21 protein-coding genes are annotated in these 19968 nt (G+C 65.2%); 14 read left to right on the forward strand and 7 right to left on the reverse strand.

Annotation, left to right across the window (positions count from 1 at the left end):
• Positions 1 to 223: 223 nt before the first annotated feature.
• The gene (locus tag U5A67_RS14980) at positions 224 to 1048 is read left to right on the forward strand and encodes an IclR family transcriptional regulator (protein ID WP_205987379.1); all 825 of its coding nucleotides are present in this window, start codon (positions 224 to 226) and stop codon (positions 1046 to 1048) included.
• Positions 1049 to 1083: 35 nt separating this feature from the next.
• Here U5A67_RS14980 and U5A67_RS14985 read toward each other — a convergent pair whose 3' ends face one another.
• Together U5A67_RS14985 and U5A67_RS14990 are read right to left on the reverse strand one after the other, a co-directional pair.
• Entirely contained in the window at positions 1084 to 1503 is a 420-nt protein-coding gene (locus U5A67_RS14985; RefSeq protein WP_321815066.1) for a carboxymuconolactone decarboxylase family protein, read from the reverse strand.
• Positions 1437 to 1910, reverse strand: coding sequence for a MerR family transcriptional regulator (locus U5A67_RS14990; RefSeq protein WP_321815065.1), 474 nt, complete (start codon positions 1908 to 1910; stop codon positions 1437 to 1439). The genes U5A67_RS14985 and U5A67_RS14990 overlap by 67 nt, the downstream gene beginning before the upstream one ends.
• 136 nt (positions 1911 to 2046) lie before the next feature.
• On the opposite strand from U5A67_RS14990, the gene U5A67_RS14995 reads away from it, so the two are divergent.
• Complete coding sequence (locus tag U5A67_RS14995; protein ID WP_321815064.1) at positions 2047 to 2553, forward strand: AraC family transcriptional regulator; 507 nt, start codon at positions 2047 to 2049, stop codon at positions 2551 to 2553.
• Positions 2550 to 2963, forward strand: coding sequence for a VOC family protein (locus U5A67_RS15000; protein ID WP_205987390.1), 414 nt, complete (start codon positions 2550 to 2552; stop codon positions 2961 to 2963). Before U5A67_RS14995 ends, U5A67_RS15000 begins: the two co-directional genes overlap by 4 nt.
• An 18-nt stretch (positions 2964 to 2981) precedes the next feature.
• On the opposite strand, the gene U5A67_RS15005 is transcribed toward U5A67_RS15000, so the two are convergent.
• The 4 genes from U5A67_RS15005 to phnF form a co-directional block, all read right to left on the reverse strand.
• Entirely contained in the window at positions 2982 to 3875 is an 894-nt protein-coding gene (locus tag U5A67_RS15005) for a LysR family transcriptional regulator (protein ID WP_205987392.1), read from the reverse strand.
• Between the two features lie 107 nt (positions 3876 to 3982).
• On the reverse strand, positions 3983 to 4537 hold the full coding sequence (gene phnN / locus U5A67_RS15010; RefSeq protein ID WP_321815063.1) for a phosphonate metabolism protein/1,5-bisphosphokinase (PRPP-forming) PhnN: 555 nt from the start codon (positions 4535 to 4537) through the stop codon (positions 3983 to 3985).
• Positions 4534 to 5274, reverse strand: a complete 741-nt coding sequence (locus tag U5A67_RS15015) for a DUF1045 domain-containing protein (protein ID WP_321815062.1) — start codon at positions 5272 to 5274, stop codon at positions 4534 to 4536. The genes phnN and U5A67_RS15015 overlap by 4 nt, the downstream gene beginning before the upstream one ends.
• On the reverse strand, positions 5271 to 6026 hold the full coding sequence (gene phnF / locus U5A67_RS15020; RefSeq protein ID WP_205987398.1) for a phosphonate metabolism transcriptional regulator PhnF: 756 nt from the start codon (positions 6024 to 6026) through the stop codon (positions 5271 to 5273). Before phnF ends, U5A67_RS15015 begins: the two co-directional genes overlap by 4 nt.
• A gap of 249 nt (positions 6027 to 6275) precedes the next feature.
• Between phnF and phnG the strand changes: the two genes are divergently transcribed.
• From phnG to U5A67_RS15075, 11 genes are all read left to right on the forward strand, one after another.
• A complete protein-coding gene (phnG, locus tag U5A67_RS15025) occupies positions 6276 to 6776 on the forward strand; it encodes a phosphonate C-P lyase system protein PhnG (RefSeq protein WP_321815061.1) in 501 nt (166 codons plus the stop codon).
• 11 nt (positions 6777 to 6787) lie between these two features.
• Positions 6788 to 7432 carry a phosphonate C-P lyase system protein PhnH gene (gene phnH / locus U5A67_RS15030; RefSeq protein ID WP_321815213.1) on the forward strand — a complete coding sequence of 215 codons (645 nt, stop codon included), beginning with the start codon at positions 6788 to 6790 and terminating at the stop codon, positions 7430 to 7432.
• The gene (locus U5A67_RS15035) at positions 7432 to 8553 is read left to right on the forward strand and encodes a carbon-phosphorus lyase complex subunit PhnI (RefSeq protein WP_321815060.1); all 1122 of its coding nucleotides are present in this window, start codon (positions 7432 to 7434) and stop codon (positions 8551 to 8553) included. The genes phnH and U5A67_RS15035 overlap by 1 nt, the downstream gene beginning before the upstream one ends.
• Entirely contained in the window at positions 8550 to 9461 is a 912-nt protein-coding gene (locus U5A67_RS15040; RefSeq protein WP_321815059.1) for an alpha-D-ribose 1-methylphosphonate 5-phosphate C-P-lyase PhnJ, read from the forward strand. Before U5A67_RS15035 ends, U5A67_RS15040 begins: the two co-directional genes overlap by 4 nt.
• A gap of 8 nt (positions 9462 to 9469) precedes the next feature.
• On the forward strand, positions 9470 to 10240 hold the full coding sequence (gene phnK / locus U5A67_RS15045) for a phosphonate C-P lyase system protein PhnK (RefSeq protein WP_205984466.1): 771 nt from the start codon (positions 9470 to 9472) through the stop codon (positions 10238 to 10240).
• A 10-nt stretch (positions 10241 to 10250) separates the two neighbouring features.
• Positions 10251 to 11024 (forward strand): phosphonate C-P lyase system protein PhnL, encoded by a 774-nt coding sequence (phnL, locus tag U5A67_RS15050; RefSeq protein WP_321815058.1) that lies wholly within the window; start codon positions 10251 to 10253, stop codon positions 11022 to 11024.
• A gap of 73 nt (positions 11025 to 11097) precedes the next feature.
• The gene (locus tag U5A67_RS15055; RefSeq protein WP_205984321.1) at positions 11098 to 12231 is read left to right on the forward strand and encodes an alpha-D-ribose 1-methylphosphonate 5-triphosphate diphosphatase; all 1134 of its coding nucleotides are present in this window, start codon (positions 11098 to 11100) and stop codon (positions 12229 to 12231) included.
• Between the two features lie 463 nt (positions 12232 to 12694).
• Complete coding sequence (locus tag U5A67_RS15060) at positions 12695 to 13462, forward strand: ABC transporter substrate-binding protein (protein WP_321815057.1); 768 nt, start codon at positions 12695 to 12697, stop codon at positions 13460 to 13462.
• Between the two features lie 213 nt (positions 13463 to 13675).
• The gene (locus U5A67_RS15065) at positions 13676 to 14791 is read left to right on the forward strand and encodes a succinylglutamate desuccinylase/aspartoacylase family protein (protein ID WP_321815056.1); all 1116 of its coding nucleotides are present in this window, start codon (positions 13676 to 13678) and stop codon (positions 14789 to 14791) included.
• Between the two features lie 485 nt (positions 14792 to 15276).
• Positions 15277 to 16440, forward strand: a complete 1164-nt coding sequence (locus tag U5A67_RS15070) for a porin (RefSeq protein WP_205984324.1) — start codon at positions 15277 to 15279, stop codon at positions 16438 to 16440.
• Between the two features lie 224 nt (positions 16441 to 16664).
• The gene (locus tag U5A67_RS15075) at positions 16665 to 17072 is read left to right on the forward strand and encodes a DUF6232 family protein (RefSeq protein ID WP_205984325.1); all 408 of its coding nucleotides are present in this window, start codon (positions 16665 to 16667) and stop codon (positions 17070 to 17072) included.
• Between the two features lie 10 nt (positions 17073 to 17082).
• On the opposite strand, the gene U5A67_RS15080 is transcribed toward U5A67_RS15075, so the two are convergent.
• A complete protein-coding gene (locus U5A67_RS15080; RefSeq protein ID WP_205984326.1) occupies positions 17083 to 19539 on the reverse strand; it encodes a glycogen/starch/alpha-glucan phosphorylase in 2457 nt (818 codons plus the stop codon).
• Positions 19540 to 19968: the final 429 nt, after the last annotated feature.

The raw sequence follows: 19968 nt of genomic DNA on the forward strand, positions 1-19968 counted from the left end.
TAATTCCCGCGGAAAATAATCAAACCAAAATCGTCAATCTGATTAATCCGCGGGTTAATTGCGAAAAATCAAATAACACGTTTGAACAGCTGCGCCGCAGCGCTTGCTTTTTCCGTCGAGCCGCGCCTCGCGCCGGGTGCCGGTTGGCGAAACAAAGCGCTTGCGCTATCGTCATGGGTTCCTTTCGCGCCGCCTCCAGCCCTTGATCCGACGCCACGACGCCATGAACCCCGCTAACCGCGCCTCGCCCGCCCCCTCCGACGAGCAGACGGATATCCCCGAAAAACCGGGTGACTCCTACGTGCAGTCGTTCGCACGCGGGCTTTCCGTGATCCGCGCGTTCAACGCCGAGCACCCCGAGCAGACGCTCACCGACGTCGCCGCGGCCACCGGCCTCACGCGCGCCGGCGCGCGCCGCATTCTGCTGACGCTGCAGACGCTCGGCTACGTGGAAGCCGACGGCCGGCTGTTCCGCCTCACGCCCAAGATTCTCGACCTCGGTTTCGCCTATCTGACGTCGATGCCGTTCTGGAATCTGGCCGAGCCGGTCATGGAAGAACTGTCGGGGCAAGTGCACGAAAGCTGTTCGGCGGCCGTGCTCGACCGCACCGAAATCGTCTACGTGCTGCGCGTGCCCACGCACAAGATCATGACGATCAATCTGTCGATCGGCAGCCGCCTTCCGGCTTATTGCACCTCGATGGGGCGCGTGCTGCTGGCCGCGCTCGACGAAGACGCGCTCGACGCCACGCTGGGCGCCTCGCCGCTTTACGCCCACACGCCGCGCACGGTCACCGACAAGGACGAACTCAAGAAGATCATCGCCCAGGTGCGCCAACAGGGCTGGGCGATCGTCGATCAGGAACTGGAGGGCGGGCTGATCTCGATTTCGGCGCCCATCCGCAATCGCCAGGGCCGTGTGATCGCCGCGATGAACATCAGCGGCAATGCGCAGCGCACATCGGCGAAACAGATGGTGAAGACGTTCCTGGAGCCGCTGCAGCAGGCGGCCCAGCGCGTTTCGGGGATGGTGTCGCGGCGCACCTGAGCGCGCCAGCGCGCTATTTCGACCAGCGCTTACGCTTAATCGACCAGCGCCTCTGCGTCCTTCGCCGCAAACACCTCGCGCGCGGCGAACAGCGCATTGAGCGCCGCCGGAAAACCGGCGTACAGCGCCATCTGCATGAACACTTCGACGATCTCGTCGCGCGTGCAACCCACGTTGAGCGCGGCTTTGATGTGGATCTTCAGTTGCGGCTGCGCGTTGCCGAGCGCGGCCAGCGCCGCAATCGTGGCGATTTCGCGGGCGCGCAGGTCCAGCTGCGGCCGGCTATAGATATCGCCGAAACCGAATTCGATCAGCAGACGGCCAAAGGCCGGCGCAATCGGCGCGAGCGCCGCCACGACCTTTTCGCCCGCCGCGCCGTCGATCTGCTTCAGTTTTTGCCAGCCCTGCGCGTAGCGGTCCTGTTGCGCGGGCGTTGCGTGATGTCGGTTGTCCATGGCGAATCCTCTTCCTGTCGATGAGTGGATGAATCTTCGTCATGTCGCGCTGCGTTCTCGTACCAGGCGATCTTGTCCGTGATCGCGGCCAGGTTCGCCTGCAATGCCTCGATCCGCGCCAGCACCGCGCTGCGATGTTCCGCCAGCATTGCGCGCCGCGCGTCGTAGGTCGATTCGCCCTGCGCGCGCAGTTCGGCGAACGCGTGGATGGCCGAGATCGGCATCCCCGTCGCCTTGAGGCGCATGACGAACTGCAGCCAGTCCAGATCGGCGGGCGAATACAGCCGGTGACCGGCGGGCGTGCGTCCGATGGCGCGCAGCAAGCCGGCCTGCTCGTAATAACGTAGCGTATGGGCGGTGACGCCGGTGGCCGTAGCCACCTGACCGATCGTCAGAAGGTTTGACATGACGGATCTCAGGTTAGGACTTCGAGTGCACTCTAAGTCAAGCGTCGTCCGCTGTCAGCCTCGAGTCAGCCTTGAATCTGCCTCGAGTCAGCCTTCGATCACTGATGTCGACCAGGTCGCTTCGAAATCAAAACGCATGTCAGCCAGCCTTCCGCCACAAGACCCCGCCCTGCTGCGCCGCCTGCTGCGCGCCAAAGACCGCATCGACGCCGCCTCGCACGAAGCCTGGCCCGTCAGCCGTCTGGCCGATGTCAGCGGCGTCTCCGAAGCCCACTTCGCGCGCGCCTTCAAGCGCGCGTTCGGCATTCCGCCGCACCGCTATCTGCTCACGCGCCGCATCGAGCAGGCCACCACGCTCCTGCGCGACACCGCGCTCAGCGTCACGGACATCGCCTTCGCAACCGGCTGGGAGAGCCTGGGCACCTTCGGCCGCACGTTTCGCGACATCACCGGCCTGAGCCCCAGCGAAGCCCGCCACCAGGCGCAAGCCGATGCCGATACCGCCCGCCTCGAGCGCGTGCCCGCCTGCGTGCTCAAGGCCGCGCAGCGCCCCGATCTCACCAGCGCAGTTTTGGAGAAGCGCCGCCGCGCGGCCGGCGATACAGTGCGGCCATCGACCCACCCAACAAGGAAGAAATCATGAGCGAAGGGATCAATGTCGTTGGTATCTACGTGGACGATCAGGACGCGGCGCTGGCGTTTTACGTCGACAAACTGGGGTTTCGCGTTCACACGGATGTGCGCAACGGCGCGTATCGCTGGCTGACGATCCAGCACCCGGATCAACCGTCGTTCCAGCTCGGCGTGTTTACGCCGGGGCCGCCCGTGCACGACGAAGCCACCGCGCAGACCTTGCGCGCGATGGTCGCCAAAGGCGCGATGCCGCCGCTGGTCCTGACGGTCGCCGACTGCCGCGCGCGTTACGCCGAATGGAAGGCCAGGGGCGTCGAGTTCACGCAGGAGCCGGTGGAGCGCTACGGCAGTATCGACGCGGGGTTTCGCGATCCGGCGGGCAACGGCTGGAAGCTGATTCAGGCAGCGCAACCGGCGTAGGACTCGCCGCAGAAACGCTCAACCCACATCCGCAAACACCAGTGCGAGCCAGTCCGCGAAGGCGCGCACGCGCAGCGATAGCTGGCGCGCCTGCGGAAACAGCACGGAAACCGGCATGGGCGGCGGCGGCTGGTCGGGCAGTACGACGCACAGCTCGCCGTTCGCCAGTTGCTCGCGCACGCGGTAGCGCGGCACCTGCACGATCCCGAGCCCGGCGACCGCGCCCGCCGTGTAAAGCTCGGCGCCGTTCACCGCCACCGGTCCCGGCAGCGTGACGTTGCGCACGCCATCGGGCATCGCGAATTCCAGCGGATGCGCGCGGCCCGAGGCCGGCGAGAGATAGTTGACGGCGCGGTGGCCGTCCGCGAGCGCGTCGATCGAAGCCGGATCGCCGTGCCGCTCCAGATACGCGGGACTCGCCACCGTCACCTGTTCGAGCAGCGCCACGCGCCGCGCGATCATCGACGAATCGCTGAGTTCGCCCGCGCGCAGCACGCAGTCGATCCCCTCGCGCACCAGATCGACGAAATGGTCGCCCGAGCCGATAAACAGCTCGATGCGCGGATAACGCGCGAGAAACTGCGGCAGGCGCGGCATGACGAAATACTGCGCGAGCGTGCCCTGCATGTTCACGCGCAGGCGGCCTTGCGGATCGGTGTCGCGAAAGGCTTCCTCGGTTTCCTCCAGATCGGCGAGCAGACGCGTGCAGCGCTGATAGTAGGCTTCGCCGTCGGGCGTGGGCTTGACCTGGCGCGTGGTGCGCTCCAGCAGGCGCACGCCCAGGCGCGTCTCCAGACGCTTGATCGAATTCGTGACGGTGGCGCGCGGCAGGTTCAGGTCTTCGGCCGCCTGCGTGAAGCTGCGGCGATCGACGATGCGCGTGAAGATCTGCATCTCCTGGAAACGGTCCAAGGGCGGTCTCGTTGGGTTTTCAGAGCAGTTTTGGGGGGCGTCGTCATCTTCTCACGAGCCTGTGAACCGACAAAAATGACCCGCGTCCCGGGTCCGGCCGTGCCGGATCAGCCCTTGAGCACGACGCGCTGCACCGCTGCGACCAGCGCCGCGCCCGCATCTTCGAGCCGCCCGGAATTGTCGATCTGCACGAAAGTGGCGCCTTCGGGCACGACAAAGGGCGCGCGCCGCGCGAGCCGTTCCGCCACCTGCTCCGGCGTTTCCCGCGCCCGCGACGCGAGCCGCGCGGCCAGCACATGCTGCGCGGCGTTCACATGCACGAGCGTCATGCGCTGATAACGCGCGAGCGCTTCGCTCACATAGGCGCGTGAGCCGTTCACCACGACCGTGCAGCCCAGCGCGAGCCACTGCTCGATTTCCACGCCGACGCCATAGCGCAGCGCATGGCTGCGCCACTCCAGCGCGAACAGGCCCTGGCGCGAACGCGCCTCGAATTCGGCTTCGGTCAGGGCGATGTGGTTCTCGCCGCCGCCCTCTTCGCGCGTGATGTAGCGATGCGCGAACACCACGCCCTCCACCGCAAGCCGCTTGCGCGCGTAGCCGAGCAGCGTGTCCTTGCCCGCGCCCGACGGGCCCATCACGTAGACCAGCCGCGAGGTCATGGCTGCACCTGCGCCGGAAAATCGACGCGCTGCCAGAGCACGAAGGGCGCGCCCGGCTGCGACTCGACGTAGATCGCCACGCCGTCCACCGGCAACGCGCCCGCATCGCGCATCTGTGCGTTCCAGGCGTGCATGAGGGCGGCGCGCGTCGGCGCGTCGTCGAGCGAATCGGAGAGCGTCATATGAAAGCGGAATTCGTCGAACACATACGGATAGCCCCAGGTCTCGACGTAATCGCGCTGGCGCGGCGTGAGCGGCGCGTCCAGACGCTTCGCCAGTTCCGCGGGCGTCTGCGCGGCGCGCAGCGATCCGAGCGTGCGCAAGGCGTCGGCGGCGAGCGACTGGAGCGCCTGCGCGCCGGCTTCGTCGGCAGCGCACACGGCAACGAAACGACCGAGCGTGGCCGCTTCGGCCGGCACTTCAAAGCGCGCACGCCGCGCGGCCCAAGCCTGCGTGGCGGCGAGCAGCGCCTGCGGCGTCACGCCATCGGCCAGCCGGAATGGCGGCACCAGCGTGCCGTGCCAGCCGTAGCGCGCGGGCGCCACGGCGAGCGAGGCGAGCGGCTTGTCGATTTCGGCAGGCTGCGGCGGCGCGAGCGCGGCACCGCTTTCAGGATCGCGGCCCAGCCACGCGCAACCGGCGCGCCACCAGACGCTTGCGCGCGGCGGCGCGTAATAAAGCGCGAAGCGCGTGGCCGCGCTCCAGCCTTCTTGCGGCGTGGTCATCGCGTCGCTCATATCTCGTGTTCCACCATCAGTTGCACGCGATCGGCCGCGAAGTGCGTCACGCCGTATTTGATCGCCACGCCTTCCAGATCGACGTCGACATTTTCGACCCACAGCACCGGCTGCTGCCGGTTGATATTCAGGCGCCGCGCCACTTCCGGCTCAGGCAGCACGCTGCCGATACGGCTCCATTTGCGCAGATAGTCGCTCACGCCGAATTCGGCGAGCGCCTTCGAGGTGCTGTCCACGCGCTCCATGACTGCGGGCAGATCGGCGAAACGCGCGGCCGGATACCAGCTTCGCGCATACGTGAGCGGCACGCCGTCCGACTCGTGCAGCGTTTCCAGCCGATAAACCAGCGCGCCCGCGCGCAGCCCCAGCGCCTTGGCGACCGCAGGATCGGCTTTCACGCGCGACGCAGCCAGCAGCTTGCCCACCGCCGAATGCTGATGGCGCTGCAGATTTTCGGTAAAACGCGTGCGCTTGCCGATGCTGTAATCGATCGCGCCGGGCTGCACGAAGGTGCCGCGTCCCTGCTCGACGCTCACCAGACCTTGCGCGGCCAGCCCCAGCATCGCGCGCCGCACCGTATGGCGGTTGACGTCGAAGCGCTTCGCCAGTTCGCCTTCGCTCGGCAGGCGGCCGTCGTCGCCGAAACCTTTCGCGGCAATTTCCGCCGCCAGAATCTGCTCGATCTGGCGCCACACCGCCAGGCCTGCGCCGCGTTCGAGGGTGCTGTGTGCCGCGTCGTCATTCGATGTCATGGTGCTGTCATTCCCCTCGGTTTCAATAGCGTTTTGCGCATTGTAGTGGCCAAGGCGTGATGGAAATATGAAACGCCTCCCGAGCCCGTGTGGGCTGACTGTAACATTAAACGTCTAGACGTTTAGATGAATAGATGCTTCAATGTTTGCACGTGGCGGCGTCCTGCGGCACGCGCAATCCAGTATCCGGTTCACCCGCTTTTGTCCGTTTTTCCGCGGTTCAATTCCGTTCATGACACAGGAACTCCGATGAACGCATCCTCCGCCCCGTCCACCGCTGCCGCGTCTGCCGCACGCCGCGCCTGGATGGCGGTTCTCGCGCGCACGCCGCGCGCCGAGCTCGAAGCGGCCTTCGCCGCGGCGCTCGGCGACGAGCCGGCGCCTTCTTTCGACTGGCTGCGCGCCCCGCAGATCGGCCTCGCGATGGTGCGCGGGCGCGTCGGCGGCACCGGCAACGCCTTCAACCTGGGCGAAGCCACCGTCACGCGCGCCACGCTGCGCCTGCGTGCGGCGCAAGGCCAGCAAGGCGCCACGGTCGGCGTGGCCTGCCATCTGGGCCGCGACAAGCGCCGCGCCGAACTCGCCGCGCTCGCCGACGCCCTGCTCCAGCAACCCGAGCGCCACGCCCGGCTGCACGCCCAGTTGATCGAGCCGCTGGCCGCGCGTCAGGCGCAACGACGCGCCGCGCGCCGCACCGACGCCGCCAGCACCAAGGTCGAGTTCTTCACGATGGTTCGAGGTGACGCATGAACGAACGCGCCATGACTGCCGATATCGCCGGCACCGCCGTGCACCTGACGCTCGACGTCCTCGCACCCGGTTTCGCCGATCCGGTGCACGACACGCAAGCCGTGTTCCGCACGCTGCTGAACGCGCTCGCGCGCCCCGGCACGATCGAATCGATCGACACGCTGCTGCCCGCCGCCGATGCCGCCACCGACGGCACACCGCGCGCCGGCCTTGCGGCCTTCGCCGCGCTGCTTTCGCTGGCCGATTACGCCACGCCGATCTGGCTCGCCCAGCCCGACGCCGCGCTGGCCGCCGCCCTGCGCTTTCACGCCGACGCGCCGCTCGCCACCGCGCCGCGCGACGCCGCCTTCGCCTATGTGCACGACGCCGCCGCGCTGCCGCCGCTCGACGCGTTCGCCTGCGGCACAGCCGAATCGCCCGAGCAATCGGCCACCGTGTTCGTGTGCGTCGATTCGTTGACCGGCGGCGCGCCGCTCACGCTCAGCGGCCCCGGCATCGAAACGACGCAATCGTTCACGCCCGCCGGCCTGCCTGCGCGCTTCTGGCAGGAACGGGCCGCGCTCGCGCCGCTCTTTCCGTGCGGCATCGACTTCTATTTCGTCTGCGGCGCCCAGCTTGTCGGCCTGCCGCGCACGACTTGCGTGGAGGTGAACTGATGTACGTCGCCGTCAAAGGAGGAGAACGCGCGATCGAGGCATCGTGGCGTCTGCTCGACAAGGCCCGCCGTGGCGACACGAACGTGCCCGAGCTGTCCGTCGCGCAGATTCGCGAACAGATGCGCCTGGCCGTTGCGCGCGTGATGGCCGAAGGCTCGGTCTACGACGAAGAACTCGCCGCGCTGGCGATCAAGCAAGCCGCGGGCGATCTGGTCGAAGCGATTTTTCTGCTGCGCGCCTATCGCACCACGCTGCCGCGTTTCGGCTACACCGTGCCCGTGGAAACGGAGCAGATGGACGTCGAGCGCCGCATTTCCGCAACGTTCAAGGATGTGCCCGGCGGCCAGGTGCTGGGCGCGACCTACGATTACACGCAGCGTCTGCTCGATTTTGCGTTGATGGCCGAAGGCGATAATGATTCGGATATCGAATCAATTGAACAAGCTGAAGAAACGCGCGAAACCGAAGCCATGCCGCGCGTCGTCACCCTGCTGAACCACGAAGGCCTGATCGAGCAGGAAACGGTTGCGGGCGAAGGCGTGGAACCGGGCGATCTCTCGCGCGAGCCGCTGTCGTTTCCCGCCGATCGCAGTGTGCGTCTGCAAAACCTCGCGCGTGGCGACGAAGGTTTTCTACTCGCGATGGGCTATGCCACGCAGCGCGGCTATGCACACTCGCATCCGTTCGCGGGTGAGATCCGCTTCGGCACCGTGGCCGTGGAAATGGTGCTGGACGAACTGGGCGAAGCTGTCGAGATCGGCGAAATCGATCTGACCGAATGCCAGATGATCAACCAGTTCGCAGGCAGCAAGGACATGCCGCCGGCCTTCACGCAGGGCTACGGTCTCAGCTTCGGTCATGGCGAGCGCAAGGCCATGGCGATGGCGCTGGTCGATCGCGCACTGCGCGCCGAAGAACTGGGCGAGACGCTTGCCTCGCCCACTCAGGACATCGAATTCATGCTTTCGCACAGCGACAACGTGGAAGCGTCAGGCTTTGTGCAGCATCTGAAACTGCCGCATTACGTCGATTTCCAGTCCGAACTCGAACTGGTGCGCCGTTTGCGCGCGCAGCATCGCGAAGCTTCAGGCGGCGAGCCGCAAACCGGAGAGGCCGCATGAACGCGCCCGATACATTCGACACCTCGCTGGCCTCGCACGAAACCCAGGCCGCCGACGGCTACAACTTCGCTTACCTCGACGAGCAGACCAAGCGCATGATCCGCCGCGCGCTGCTCAAGGCGGTAGCGGTGCCGGGTTATCAGGTGCCGTTCGCCTCGCGCGAAATGCCGCTGCCGTATGGCTGGGGCACGGGCGGCATTCAGGTAACGGCTGCGATCATCGGCGCGAAAGATACGCTCAAGGTCATCGATCAAGGCTCCGACGATACGACCAACGCGGTGAACATCCGCCGCTTTTTCGCGCGCACGACGGGCGTGGCCACCACGCGCCGCACGAGCGAAGCGACCATCGTGCAGACGCGCCACCGCATCCCCGAAACGCCGCTCACGGAAAAGCAGATCCTCGTCTATCAGGTGCCGATGCCCGAACCGCTGTTCCGGCTCGAACCGCGCGTTGCCGAATGCAAGAAGTTGCACGCGCTGGCCGATTACGGTCTGATCAGCGTGAAGCTTTACGAGGACATCGTGCAGCACGGCAGCATCGCCACGACTTACGATTACCCGGTGACGGTGAACGGGCGCTACCTCACGTCGCCTTCGCCGATTCCTAAATTCGACAATCCGAAGCTGCATATGAACGCCGCGCTGCAATTATTCGGCGCGGGCCGCGAGCGGCGCATCTACGCGATTCCGCCTTATACGCCGGTGAAATCGCTCGATTTCGACGATCACCCGTTCGAAGTGCAGCGTTGGGAACATGCGTGCGCGCTGTGCGGTTCGCGCGAAAGCTTCCTCGACGAAATGATCGTCGACGATGCGGGCAAGCGTATGTTCGTCTGTTCCGATAGCGATTATTGCCACGATCGCCGGGAAGATCAGGATTACGAATCAACAGGAGCGCAGCAATGAATTCCGCAATGACGCCGCTCCTGAGCGCGCGCGGCCTCACGAAACAATATGGCGGGCGCAACGGTTGCCGCGATGTGAGTTTCGATCTGTATCCGGGCGAGGTGCTGTGTATCGTCGGCGAATCGGGTTCGGGCAAGACCACGCTGCTCAACACGCTCGCGCTGCGCACCGAAGCCGATGCCGGCACGCTCGATTACACCAGCGCGAACGGCGAAACGCTCGATCTGCGCACGCTCTCCGAGCCGCGCCGTCGTCTGCTCGCGCGCACCGAATGGGGCTTCGTGCAGCAGAACCCGCGTGACGGGCTGCGCGCGGGCGTATCCGCGGGCGCCAATATCGGCGAACCGCTGATGGCGGTGGGCGCGCGCCACTACGGCCGCATCCGCCAGAGCGCGCAGCAATGGATGCGCCGCGTGGAACTGGACGAAACGCGTATCGACGAACTGCCTTCGGCGTTCTCGGGCGGCATGCAGCAGCGCCTGCAGATCGCGCGCAATCTGGTCACCGGCCCGCGCCTCGTGTTCATGGACGAACCCACCGCCAGCCTCGATGTTTCCGTGCAGGCGCGTCTGCTCGATTTGCTGCGCACGCTCACGACCACGCTGCATCTTTCGGTGCTGATCGTCACGCACGATATCGGCGTGGCGCGCCTGCTGGCGCACCGGCTGATGGTGATGCAAGGCGGCGCGGTGGTCGAATCGGGTCTGACCGATCAGGTGCTGGACGATCCTCAACACCCTTATACGCAGACGCTGGTAGCTTCCGTGCTGCCGGTCTAGGATGAACGCCATGACTCTGAATTCCCAGACCTCCCGCGCGGCGCGCGCGTTCGCCGAGCGCCCCGCGCTCATGCTGCGCGCCGAAGACGTCTGCAAGACCTTCACGCTGCACGGCCAGGGCGGTATCGGCATCGACGCGCTTGCGGGCGTGTCGCTCGACGTGGAGCGCGGCGAATGCGTCGTGCTGGTCGGGCCCTCGGGCGCGGGCAAAAGCACGTTTTTGCGCTGTCTGTACGGCAATTATCTGGCGAGCGGCGGCTCGATTGCGATCCGCGACGATGCCGCGCCCGCGCAGCACCTCGACATCACCGGCGCCGAACCGCACGACGTACTGCGCCTGCGCCGTCATGTCGTGGGCTACGTGAGCCAGTTTCTGCGCGTGATTCCGCGGGTTTGCGCACTCGATATCGTGGCGGCGCCGCTGGTGTCGCGCGGTATCGACGAAGAAGAGGCGCGCGCACGCGCGGCCGCCTTGCTCGAACGCCTGAACGTGCCGCAACGTTTGTGGGCGCTCGCGCCCGCGACCTTTTCGGGCGGCGAGCAGCAACGCGTGAATATCGCGCGCGGCCTGATCGCGCAACATCGCGTGCTGCTGCTGGACGAGCCCACGGCTTCGCTCGACGCGGAAAACCGCGAAGTCGTCGCGGGTCTGATCGTCGAAGCGCGCGAGCGCGGCGCGGCCATCGTCGGCGTGTTTCATGACGAAGACACGCGCGAGCGCGTCGCCACCCGCGTGCTCGCGCTGCAAGCGCCGCGCGTGACTGAGACCGCCGCCGTGGCCTGAGCGTTTCATACGCGTTTTATGTATTTCACGTACCTTCATAGCCTGACTCAAGACTGATTTCTGGAGCCTGACGATGTTGATCAAGAACGCTCGCATCGTGACGCGAGACGACGTTTTCACCGGCACGCTGCATGTCGAAGGCGAGACGATTCGCGACATTTCGCGCGGTTCGACCGCTGCGCCCGAAGCCGAGGACTGGGAAGGCGACTTCCTGCTGCCGGGCCTCGTCGAGCTGCACACCGACAACCTCGAAAAACACCTCGCGCCGCGCCCCGGCGTGCACTGGAACACCGACGCCGCCTTCGTGATCCACGACGCGCAGATCGCCGCCGCCGGCATCACCACGGTGTTCGACGCGCTCGCCATCGGCACGCGTCTGGCCGTGGGCGTGCGCGGTCGCGACGTGCAACTGGCCAGCGCCGCCGCGCTCTCGCGCTTTTCGGAACGCAAGCTGCTGCGCGCCGATCACTTCCTGCACCTGCGCTGCGAGATCGCCACCGAAGACGTCATCGAACTGTTCGATACGCTGAGCGCGCATCCGCTGCTGCGTCTGGCCTCGGTGATGGACCACACGCCGGGCCAGCGCCAGTGGCACGACCGCACGCAATGGCGCCGCTATCAGGAACGCCACGGCAAGTGGACCGACGAGCACGCCGAAAACCTGCTGACCGAAATGGAAACCGAGCAGGAGCGTTACGCGGATGCACACCGCCGCGCCATCGTCGAGCGTTGCCGCGCGCGCAACATCCCGCTGGCAAGCCACGACGACACGCTCGTCGAGCACGTCGAGCAGGCGGCCGCCGAAGGCATCGTGCTGGCCGAATTCCCGACCACGCACGCCGCCGCAGCAGCAGCCAAGCAGCGCGGCATCGCCACGATCATGGGCGCGCCCAATGTCGTGCGCGGCGGCTCGCACTCGGGCAATGTGTCGGCGCTGGAGCTGGCGCAGGCGGATCTGCTCGACATCCTCTCGTCCGATTACGTGCCGTCGAGCCTGCTGACCGCCGCCTTCGATCTCGTCACCAAGGCCGACTGGACGCTGCCGCGCGCGCTCGCCACGGTTTCGTGGGAGCCGGCGCACAAGGCCGGCCTTCACGACCGTGGCGCGATCGAGCCGGGCCTGCGCGCCGACTTTATCCGCGTGACCATGCTCGATACCTTGCCGGTGCCGCGCGCGACGTATCGCGCGGGCCAACGCGTGATTTAAGGGCGTCTACAACGGCTCACGCGCCTGCTGCATCGCATCAAAGGCGTGCCGTCACCGGTTGCGAAACCAACGGCACGCCATCGTTTCGATTTCAACTTCCCTTCATGTGCCGGCGCAGGGCTTTGCACACTCGCTGGCGCATTCTTCCGACTGTTGCGGCAGAGCATCGCAATTCCCTTTTTGCGCACCTGTCCACAGGCCTCGAAACATCGCCTAAAGGCTTGATCCGCAAGACTTTCGAAGCGCCGGCACAAACCGGCGGAGGTTCGTTAGAGCGCTTGTTCGCCTGCCATACGGTATTTCACTAGCGACGCCGCATTTTTGACCGGGTAAGCTTTGCGCCGCCGCTCGCAGCTACGCTTGCGAGGTCAACCGAATCTCCGGTGCGAGCTGCGCCGGGAAAATGCGCCGTGGCGGCACGACCGCACATGGCGCGCCATGAACCATAAGAGGAGTACAAAGAGTGAAGAAACTGCTTGCCACCCTGTCGGTTGCCCTGCTGGCCGTTTCGGCCACTGTCGCCCACGCGAAGGATTGGACCACCGTGCGCTTCGGCGTCGACGCGAGCTACGCTCCGTTCGAATCGAAAGCTCCCGATGGCAAGCTGGTCGGCTTCGACATCGACCTCGGCAACGAGATCTGCAAGCGCATGAACGCCAAGTGCGTGTGGGTCGAGCAGGATTTCGACGGCATGATCCCGGGCCTGAAGGCGAAGAAGTTCGACGGCGTGCTCTCCTCGATGACGATCACCCCGCAGCGCCAGGAACAGATCGCGTTCTCGGCCAAGCTGTTCAACACGCCGACGCGCCTCGTCGCCAAGAAGGGCACGAGCTACCAGCCGTCGGCTGACTCGCTCAAGGGCAAGTCGGTGGGCGTCGAACAAGGCACGATCCAGGAAACCTACGCGAAGGACAACTGGGCGCCCAAGGGCGTCAACGTGGTTCCCTACCAGAACCAGGACCAGGTCTATGCCGACCTGATCTCGGGCCGTCTGGACGCAGCGCTGCAGGACGAAGTGCAAGCCGACCTCGGCTTCCTGAAGACACCGCGCGGCGCTGGCTTCCAGTTCGCCGGCAAGGAAATCCCGACGGGCGCAGCCGCTATCGGCCTGCGCAAGGAAGACGCCGACCTGAAGAGCAAGATCGACAAGGCCATCGCCGACATGATCAAGGACGGCACGTACAAGAAGATCGAAGCCAAGTACTTCGACTTCGACGTGTACGGCGGCTAAGCGGTTTTTCACGCTGTTTCGCTTCGCTGAAAGCCCGGACCCTTGCGGTTCGGGCTTTTTGCTTTTCGGGCCCGGATTCAGGCGCAAAGCCCACGCAGTTCTGTCAATTACGCGGATCGGCTAAGATCATGAACACCGGCCCGCCCGCGGGCCATCCACCCGGTCAAGCCGAACAACGCGCCACGCGCCTCAAACGCCACGCGCGCCTCCATCATGCAAACCCACCACCATCCGTTGATTGCGCCCGCACTGGGCACCGCGCGAGAGATCACGAGTTTCCACTACGGCAAACCCGGCGGCACCAAGGTCTACGTGCAGTCGTCGCTGCATGCGGACGAATTGCCCGGCATGCTCGTGTCCTGGGCGCTGCGCCGCAAGCTGGCCGCACTCGAAGCCGCAGGGCGCATGCGCGGCGAAGTCGTGATCGTGCCGGTGGCGAACCCGATCGGCCTGAACCAGCACTGGCTCGGCCATCTCGTGGGCCGCTTCGAATCGAACACCGCGCAGAACTACAACCGCAACTTCCACGATCTGACGGCGATGGTGCTGCCGCAGGTCGAGTCGCGCCTGGGCGCCGACGCCCACGCCAACCTCAAGGCGATCCGCGCCCTGATGGGCGAAGGCCTCGCCGCCGTGCAGCCGAAGACCGAGCTCGATTCGCAGCGTCTCGCGCTGCAGCGCCTGTCCTATGACGCCGATATCGTGCTGGACCTGCACTGCGACTGGGAAGCCGCGATGCACATCTACACGAACCCCGAACTCTGGCCCGAGGTCGAGCCGCTCGCGCGTTATCTGGACGCCAGGGCGTCGCTGCTCGCGCTCAACTCGATCGGCAATCCGTTCGACGAGATTCACAGCTTCTGCTGGAGCGAGCTGCGCGAGCGCTTCGGCGAGCGTTTCCCGATTCCGCACGGCTCGATTTCGGTGACGATCGAGTTGCGCAGCCAACGCGACGTGTCGCACGAATTCGCCGAGCACGACGCGCAGGCCATCGTCGATTACCTGATTACGCGCGGCGTGATCGACGGCACCGCCGCTGCGCTGCCGCCGCTCGCGCATCCGGCCACGCCGCTCGCGGGCACCGAGCCGATCGTCGCGCCCGCCAGCGGCGTGATCGTGTTCCGCGCGGATTGCGGCGCGTGGATCGACGCAGGCACGCCCGTCGCCGATATCGTCGATCCGCTCACCGATACCGTGACCACGCTGAACGCCAGCGTCAGCGGCGTGATGTACGCGCGTCACAGCGCGCGCTTCGCCACGGCCGGGATGGAGATCGCCCGCATCGCCGGCAATACGCCGATCCGCTCCGGTTCGCTGCTGTCGCTGTAAAGCCGCTCCAAACCTGCTTCACGCTGTATTACGCCCCGGCCCATTCAGCGCCGGGGCGCCGCCCGATCGGGCATTTCTGCCTTTCCCTCGCCGCACGACTATTGCAAAAAACGACGAAATCAGACCGGATAACGTGGCTCGATTCCCATTTTTCGTTGCGACATTTGCGTCATAAAAATAAACAAACGTTCATGCAAATCGGCTGAGCGTTGTTACAAAGCAGAAAATCTTATAACGGTTATTTTGCCGCTCTCCGCTGCAGCAGAAGCCGCTTCAAATTCCCGAAAACCCAATCCCATCAAGGCTTTGTGCCGATTTCGCCGGCGCACAAGCCCACTGTCGCATTCACGCCACATAACCGAGACATTTCAGAGACATATCCTTACTGTCACATTTCTTTCGCTATCGACCCTTAAATTGCAGCGCGATACATGAACTGGTCCACACGAGACCGGAGACCTACTTTCTTTCATCCGGAGAAACAGTTGAAAAAGAAGATTTTGACCACCGCTATCCTCGGCCTGATCGCCGGCTCCGCTCACGCACAAAGCAGCGTGACGCTGTACGGCCTGATCGACGCTGGTGTCAGCTACATCAACCACGTCAAGGACGCATCGGGCGGCAGCTCGAAGGCATTCCAGTACGGTGATGGCGTGGCGCAAGGCAGCCGTTGGGGTCTGCGTGGCTCGGAAGATCTGGGCGGCGGCCTGAAGGCGATCTTCGTGCTCGAAAACGGTTTTAACAGCGGCACGGGCGCAGCAGGTCAAGGCTCGTCGATGTTCGGCCGTCAAGCCTATGTCGGCCTGACGCAAAGCAACATCGGCTCGCTGACGTTCGGCCGTCAGTACTCGCTGAGCACGGACATCCTCGGTTCGCTGTACTCGACCGGTGGCAACACGGTTTCGGGCAACTGGGCATACCACGTCAATGACGTCGACCAGCTCACGTCGAGCCGTATCAACAACGCCGTCAAGTTCCAGAGCGTGAACCTGTCGGGCTTCACGTTCGGCGGCCTGTACGGCTTCTCGAACACGACGTCGTTCGCCGGCGCTCCGACCTCGAGCTCGACCTCGTCGTCGCGCGCTTACAGCTTCGGCGCTAACTACGCATACGGTCCGTTCAGCATCGGCGGCGCGTACACGGACATCACGTACCCGGCTTCGGCTTCGACCACGACCTTCTCGACGACGCTCGCGAACGTCAACACGGCAGGTTCGGGCACGATCCGCGATCTGCGTTCGTTCGGCTTCGGCGGCCGCTACGTCTACGGCCCGGCTACGGCATGGCTGCTGTGGACGAACACGCGCTTCGAGCCGATCACCGGTTCGTCGACGCTGTACAACGCGTACGAAGCAGGCGTCAAGTACGCCTTCACGCCGGCTCTGACGGGTGGCGTGGGCTACACGTACTCGCGCGCTTCGGGCCTGTTCAACGCACACTGGAACCAGGTCAACGGTTCGGTCGACTACGCTCTGAGCAAGCGCACGGACGTCTACGGCCTGGTCGCTTTCGAAGAAGCTTCGGGCTCGTACAAGGGCACGCCGGTTCAGGCGCAGATCGGCGATTCGTCGTCGGGCATCTTCAACACGTCGGGTTCGGGTTCGCAAGAACAGCTCGCCGTGCGCGTCGGTATCCGCCACAAGTTCTAAGCATCGCGCACGCAGCGCCGGCACAGCCGGTGCTGCATGCCATGCCAGCCTGCCGTGCCTCGCACGGCGGCTTCGGGGCATCCTTCGGGATGCCCCTTTTCATTTCATGGCCTTACTTCGCACACGCGCGGGCACGCGCACTCGCGCCTGCGGCGCCGTGCAACCTGCCGCATCGGGCGCCATTCTGGTACGCTGCGCCCTTTCCCTTCGCAGCTTTCCCACCGATGGACCTTCCTTTCAACGAAGCCGGCGTATCGGTCACGCGCAGCACACTGTCTGCCGCGGGACAAATCTTCGCACTACGCGATATCGACGATCTTCGCGTCGTCACGATCGGGCGCAACCGCCTCGTGCCGGTGCTGCTTTCGCTGATCGGCGTGGCGCTCGCGGCTTTTGGCGGCGTGTACAGTTCGGGCGCCGGTCTTGGCTGCGGCGTGATGATGATCGTGGTGGGCTGGCTCGCGTGGATCTGGCAGGAAGTCACGCATCGTCTGATGGTAGTGACGAAGGGCGAAACGCGCGAAGCCGTCGTGAGCAGCGACCGCACGTTTGTCGAGCGCGTCGAACAGGCCGTGCGCGCAGCCAAGGCAGCCAGCGCCGACACGCCGGCGCCGCGCCCCGCCGCGCAATAAACCCCGCCGGTCAGCCTACCTGCTCGACCGGCTTCGTATGCCAGATGTCGCGCGCGTACTCGGCAATCGCGCGATCCGACGAGAACGTGCCCATCCCCGCCACGTTCAGGATCGCGCTCGCACTCCAGCGCGGCGTATCGACGTAACGCTCGTCCGCGGCCTCCTGCGCCTCGATGAACGCGGCGTAGTCGGCCAGCACCAGGTAGTGATCGCCCCAATCCACCAGCGTGTGGAAGATATCCGAATAGCGCGCCGGGTCGCCGGGCGAGAAAAAGCCCGTGCGGATCTGGTCGAGCACGGTGCGCAACTCCGCATTCTCCTCGTAGACCTGGCGCGGCCGATAGCCCGCGCAGCGCAGCGCATCGACCTGATCGGACGTGTGGCCGAAGATGAAGATATTGTCGTTGCCCACCGCGTCGCAGATTTCGATGTTTGCGCCGTCCAGCGTGCCCATCGTCAGCGCGCCGTTGAGTGCGAGCTTCATGTTGCCGGTGCCCGACGCCTCGGTGCCCGCCGTCGAAATCTGCTCGGACAGATCGGCGGCCGGAATGATCACTTCGGCCACGCTCACGCCGTAGTTCGGCACGAACACCACCTTCAGGCGGTCGCCCACCACGGGATCGTGATTGATCTTTTCGGCCACATCGTTGATGAGCCGGATGATGGTCTTCGCCATCCGGTACGCCGACGCCGCCTTGCCCGCGAACACCACCACGCGCGGCACCCAATCCCGTTCGGGCTCCTGCACGATACGGTTGTAGCGCGTGATCACATGCAGCACGTTGAGCAACTGGCGCTTGTATTCGTGGATGCGTTTGACCTGCATGTCGAACAGCGCGTCGGGATTGAAGCTCAGGCCGGTGCGCGCGGCCATGCGCTGGATCAGCCGCACCTTGTTTTCGCGCTTGGCCGCGCGGAACGCGGCCACGAATGCCGCGTCGCCACTTAGTTTGCGCAGGCCGTCGAGCGCGAACAGATCGCTGCGCCAGTTCGGGCCGATGCTTTCATCGACGAGATGCGCGAGCGAAGGACTCGCCTGCGCCAGCCAGCGGCGCGGCGTGATGCCGTTGGTGACATTGGCGAAGCGATCGGGAAAGAGCCGCGCGAAATCGGCGAAGATATCGCGCGTCATCAATTGCGAGTGCAGCTTCGAAACGCCATTGACCTTGTGGCTCGCGACAATCGCCAGATACGCCATGCGCACGCGCCGCTGCCCGTATTCGTCGACCAGCGAAATCCGGCGGATAAAGTCGAGATCGTGCGCGCCTTTATCGCTGGCTTCGCGTAGAAACGCCGCGTTGATATCGAAGATGATTTCGAGGTGACGCGGCAGCAGGCGCGCCAATAGTTCGACGTCCCAGGTTTCCAGCGCTTCGGGCATCAGCGTGTGATTCGTGTACGAAAACACACGCTTGATGTGGCCCATCGCTTCGTCCCACGGCATACCGTGGACATCCACGAGCAGACGGATCAGCTCGGGAATCGCCAGCACCGGGTGCGTGTCGTTCAGATGGACCGCCACTTTGTCCGAGAAACGCCCGAACGTGCTGTGCGTGCGCAGATAGCGGCGGATCAGATCCTGCATCGTCGCCGAAACGAAGAAGTATTCCTGGCGCAGACGCAATTCGCGGCCCGCCATGGTCGAATCGTCCGGATACAGCAGACGCGATACGTTCTCCGAAATATTCCGCGCTTCGACAGCGCGCTGATAATCGCCCTGATTGAAGGCGGAAAGATCGAGTTCTTCGTCGGCGCGCGCGGACCAAAGGCGCAGCGTGTTGGTCGCGCTGGTGGCGTAGCCGGGAATCACCGTGTCGTAGGCCATCGCGTTCACGTGCGTGGTTTCGATCCATTCCACGCGGCCGTCGCGCTGCACCGTGCGCCCGCCGAAGTGCACGGGATATTGCACTTCGGGCCGCGGAAACTCCCACGGATTGCCCGAGCGCAGCCAGTAATCGGGCGCTTCGACCTGCTCGCCGTTGATGATCTGCTGGCGAAACATGCCGTAGTCGTAGCGGATGCCGTAGCCAAAGCCCGGAATGCCGAGCGTCGCCATCGAATCGAGAAAACAGGCCGCCAGCCGGCCGAGGCCGCCGTTGCCGAGCGCGGCATCGGGTTCGAGATCGATCAGCGCTTCCATATCGACGCCCACGCCCGACAGCGCCTCTTTCATCTGCTCATAAATGCCGAGCGCGAGCAGCGCGTTCGAAAAGGTGCGGCCGATGAGGAATTCCATCGACAGGTAATAGACGCGTTTGACGTCCTGGTCATACTGGCGGCGCGTGGTCACCATCCAGCGCTCGACGAGGCGGTCGCGCACGGCGAGCGCAGCGGCGTGCAGCCAGTCCTGCGGGCGCGCGGTCACCGCGTCCTTGCCGACGCCGTACATCAGGCGGTTCGAGATGGAACGGCGCAGCGCATCGGCGCTGCTCTTCAACTGGTCGAATTCAAGACCGACGGCTGTCATCGAATGCCTCCCGGAAAAAGCGGCGCGCGGCGGGATGCCAGGATGGCGGACGCGGCGCGCGGGCGTTCGGGCTGCGCTTGCACATCGCGTGCCGCGCACGGCGGCGATCATTCGCGCGGCGATGCGCGCGGGCACCGTGGCGGTGCATGTCGTCCGCCTGAAAAATGCGGTCTGGCAAGCGCAGATCAGTTTGCAGAGTAGGACATTTTCATGGCGTGCGGCGGCGCGGCATCGCTGCGAGCCGCTTGCGGCGCCCGGATCGCGTCTCCCAATCGAGGCCGATCGCAGCACAGCGACGCGCTGCGGGCCTTCGCATGGCGTGCGGGTGGCGTGCAGGTGGAATCGGCGTTGACTGGCTGTTAGTTGCGATTGATGCGATGGCGCGTCGCGCCTTACAGCCAGCCCACGCTCTGAAGCAAGCGCTGCAGA

Origin of the sequence: Paraburkholderia sp. J69-1 (assembly GCF_905220255.1) — a bacterium.
GTDB lineage: Bacteria > Pseudomonadota > Gammaproteobacteria > Burkholderiales > Burkholderiaceae > Paraburkholderia.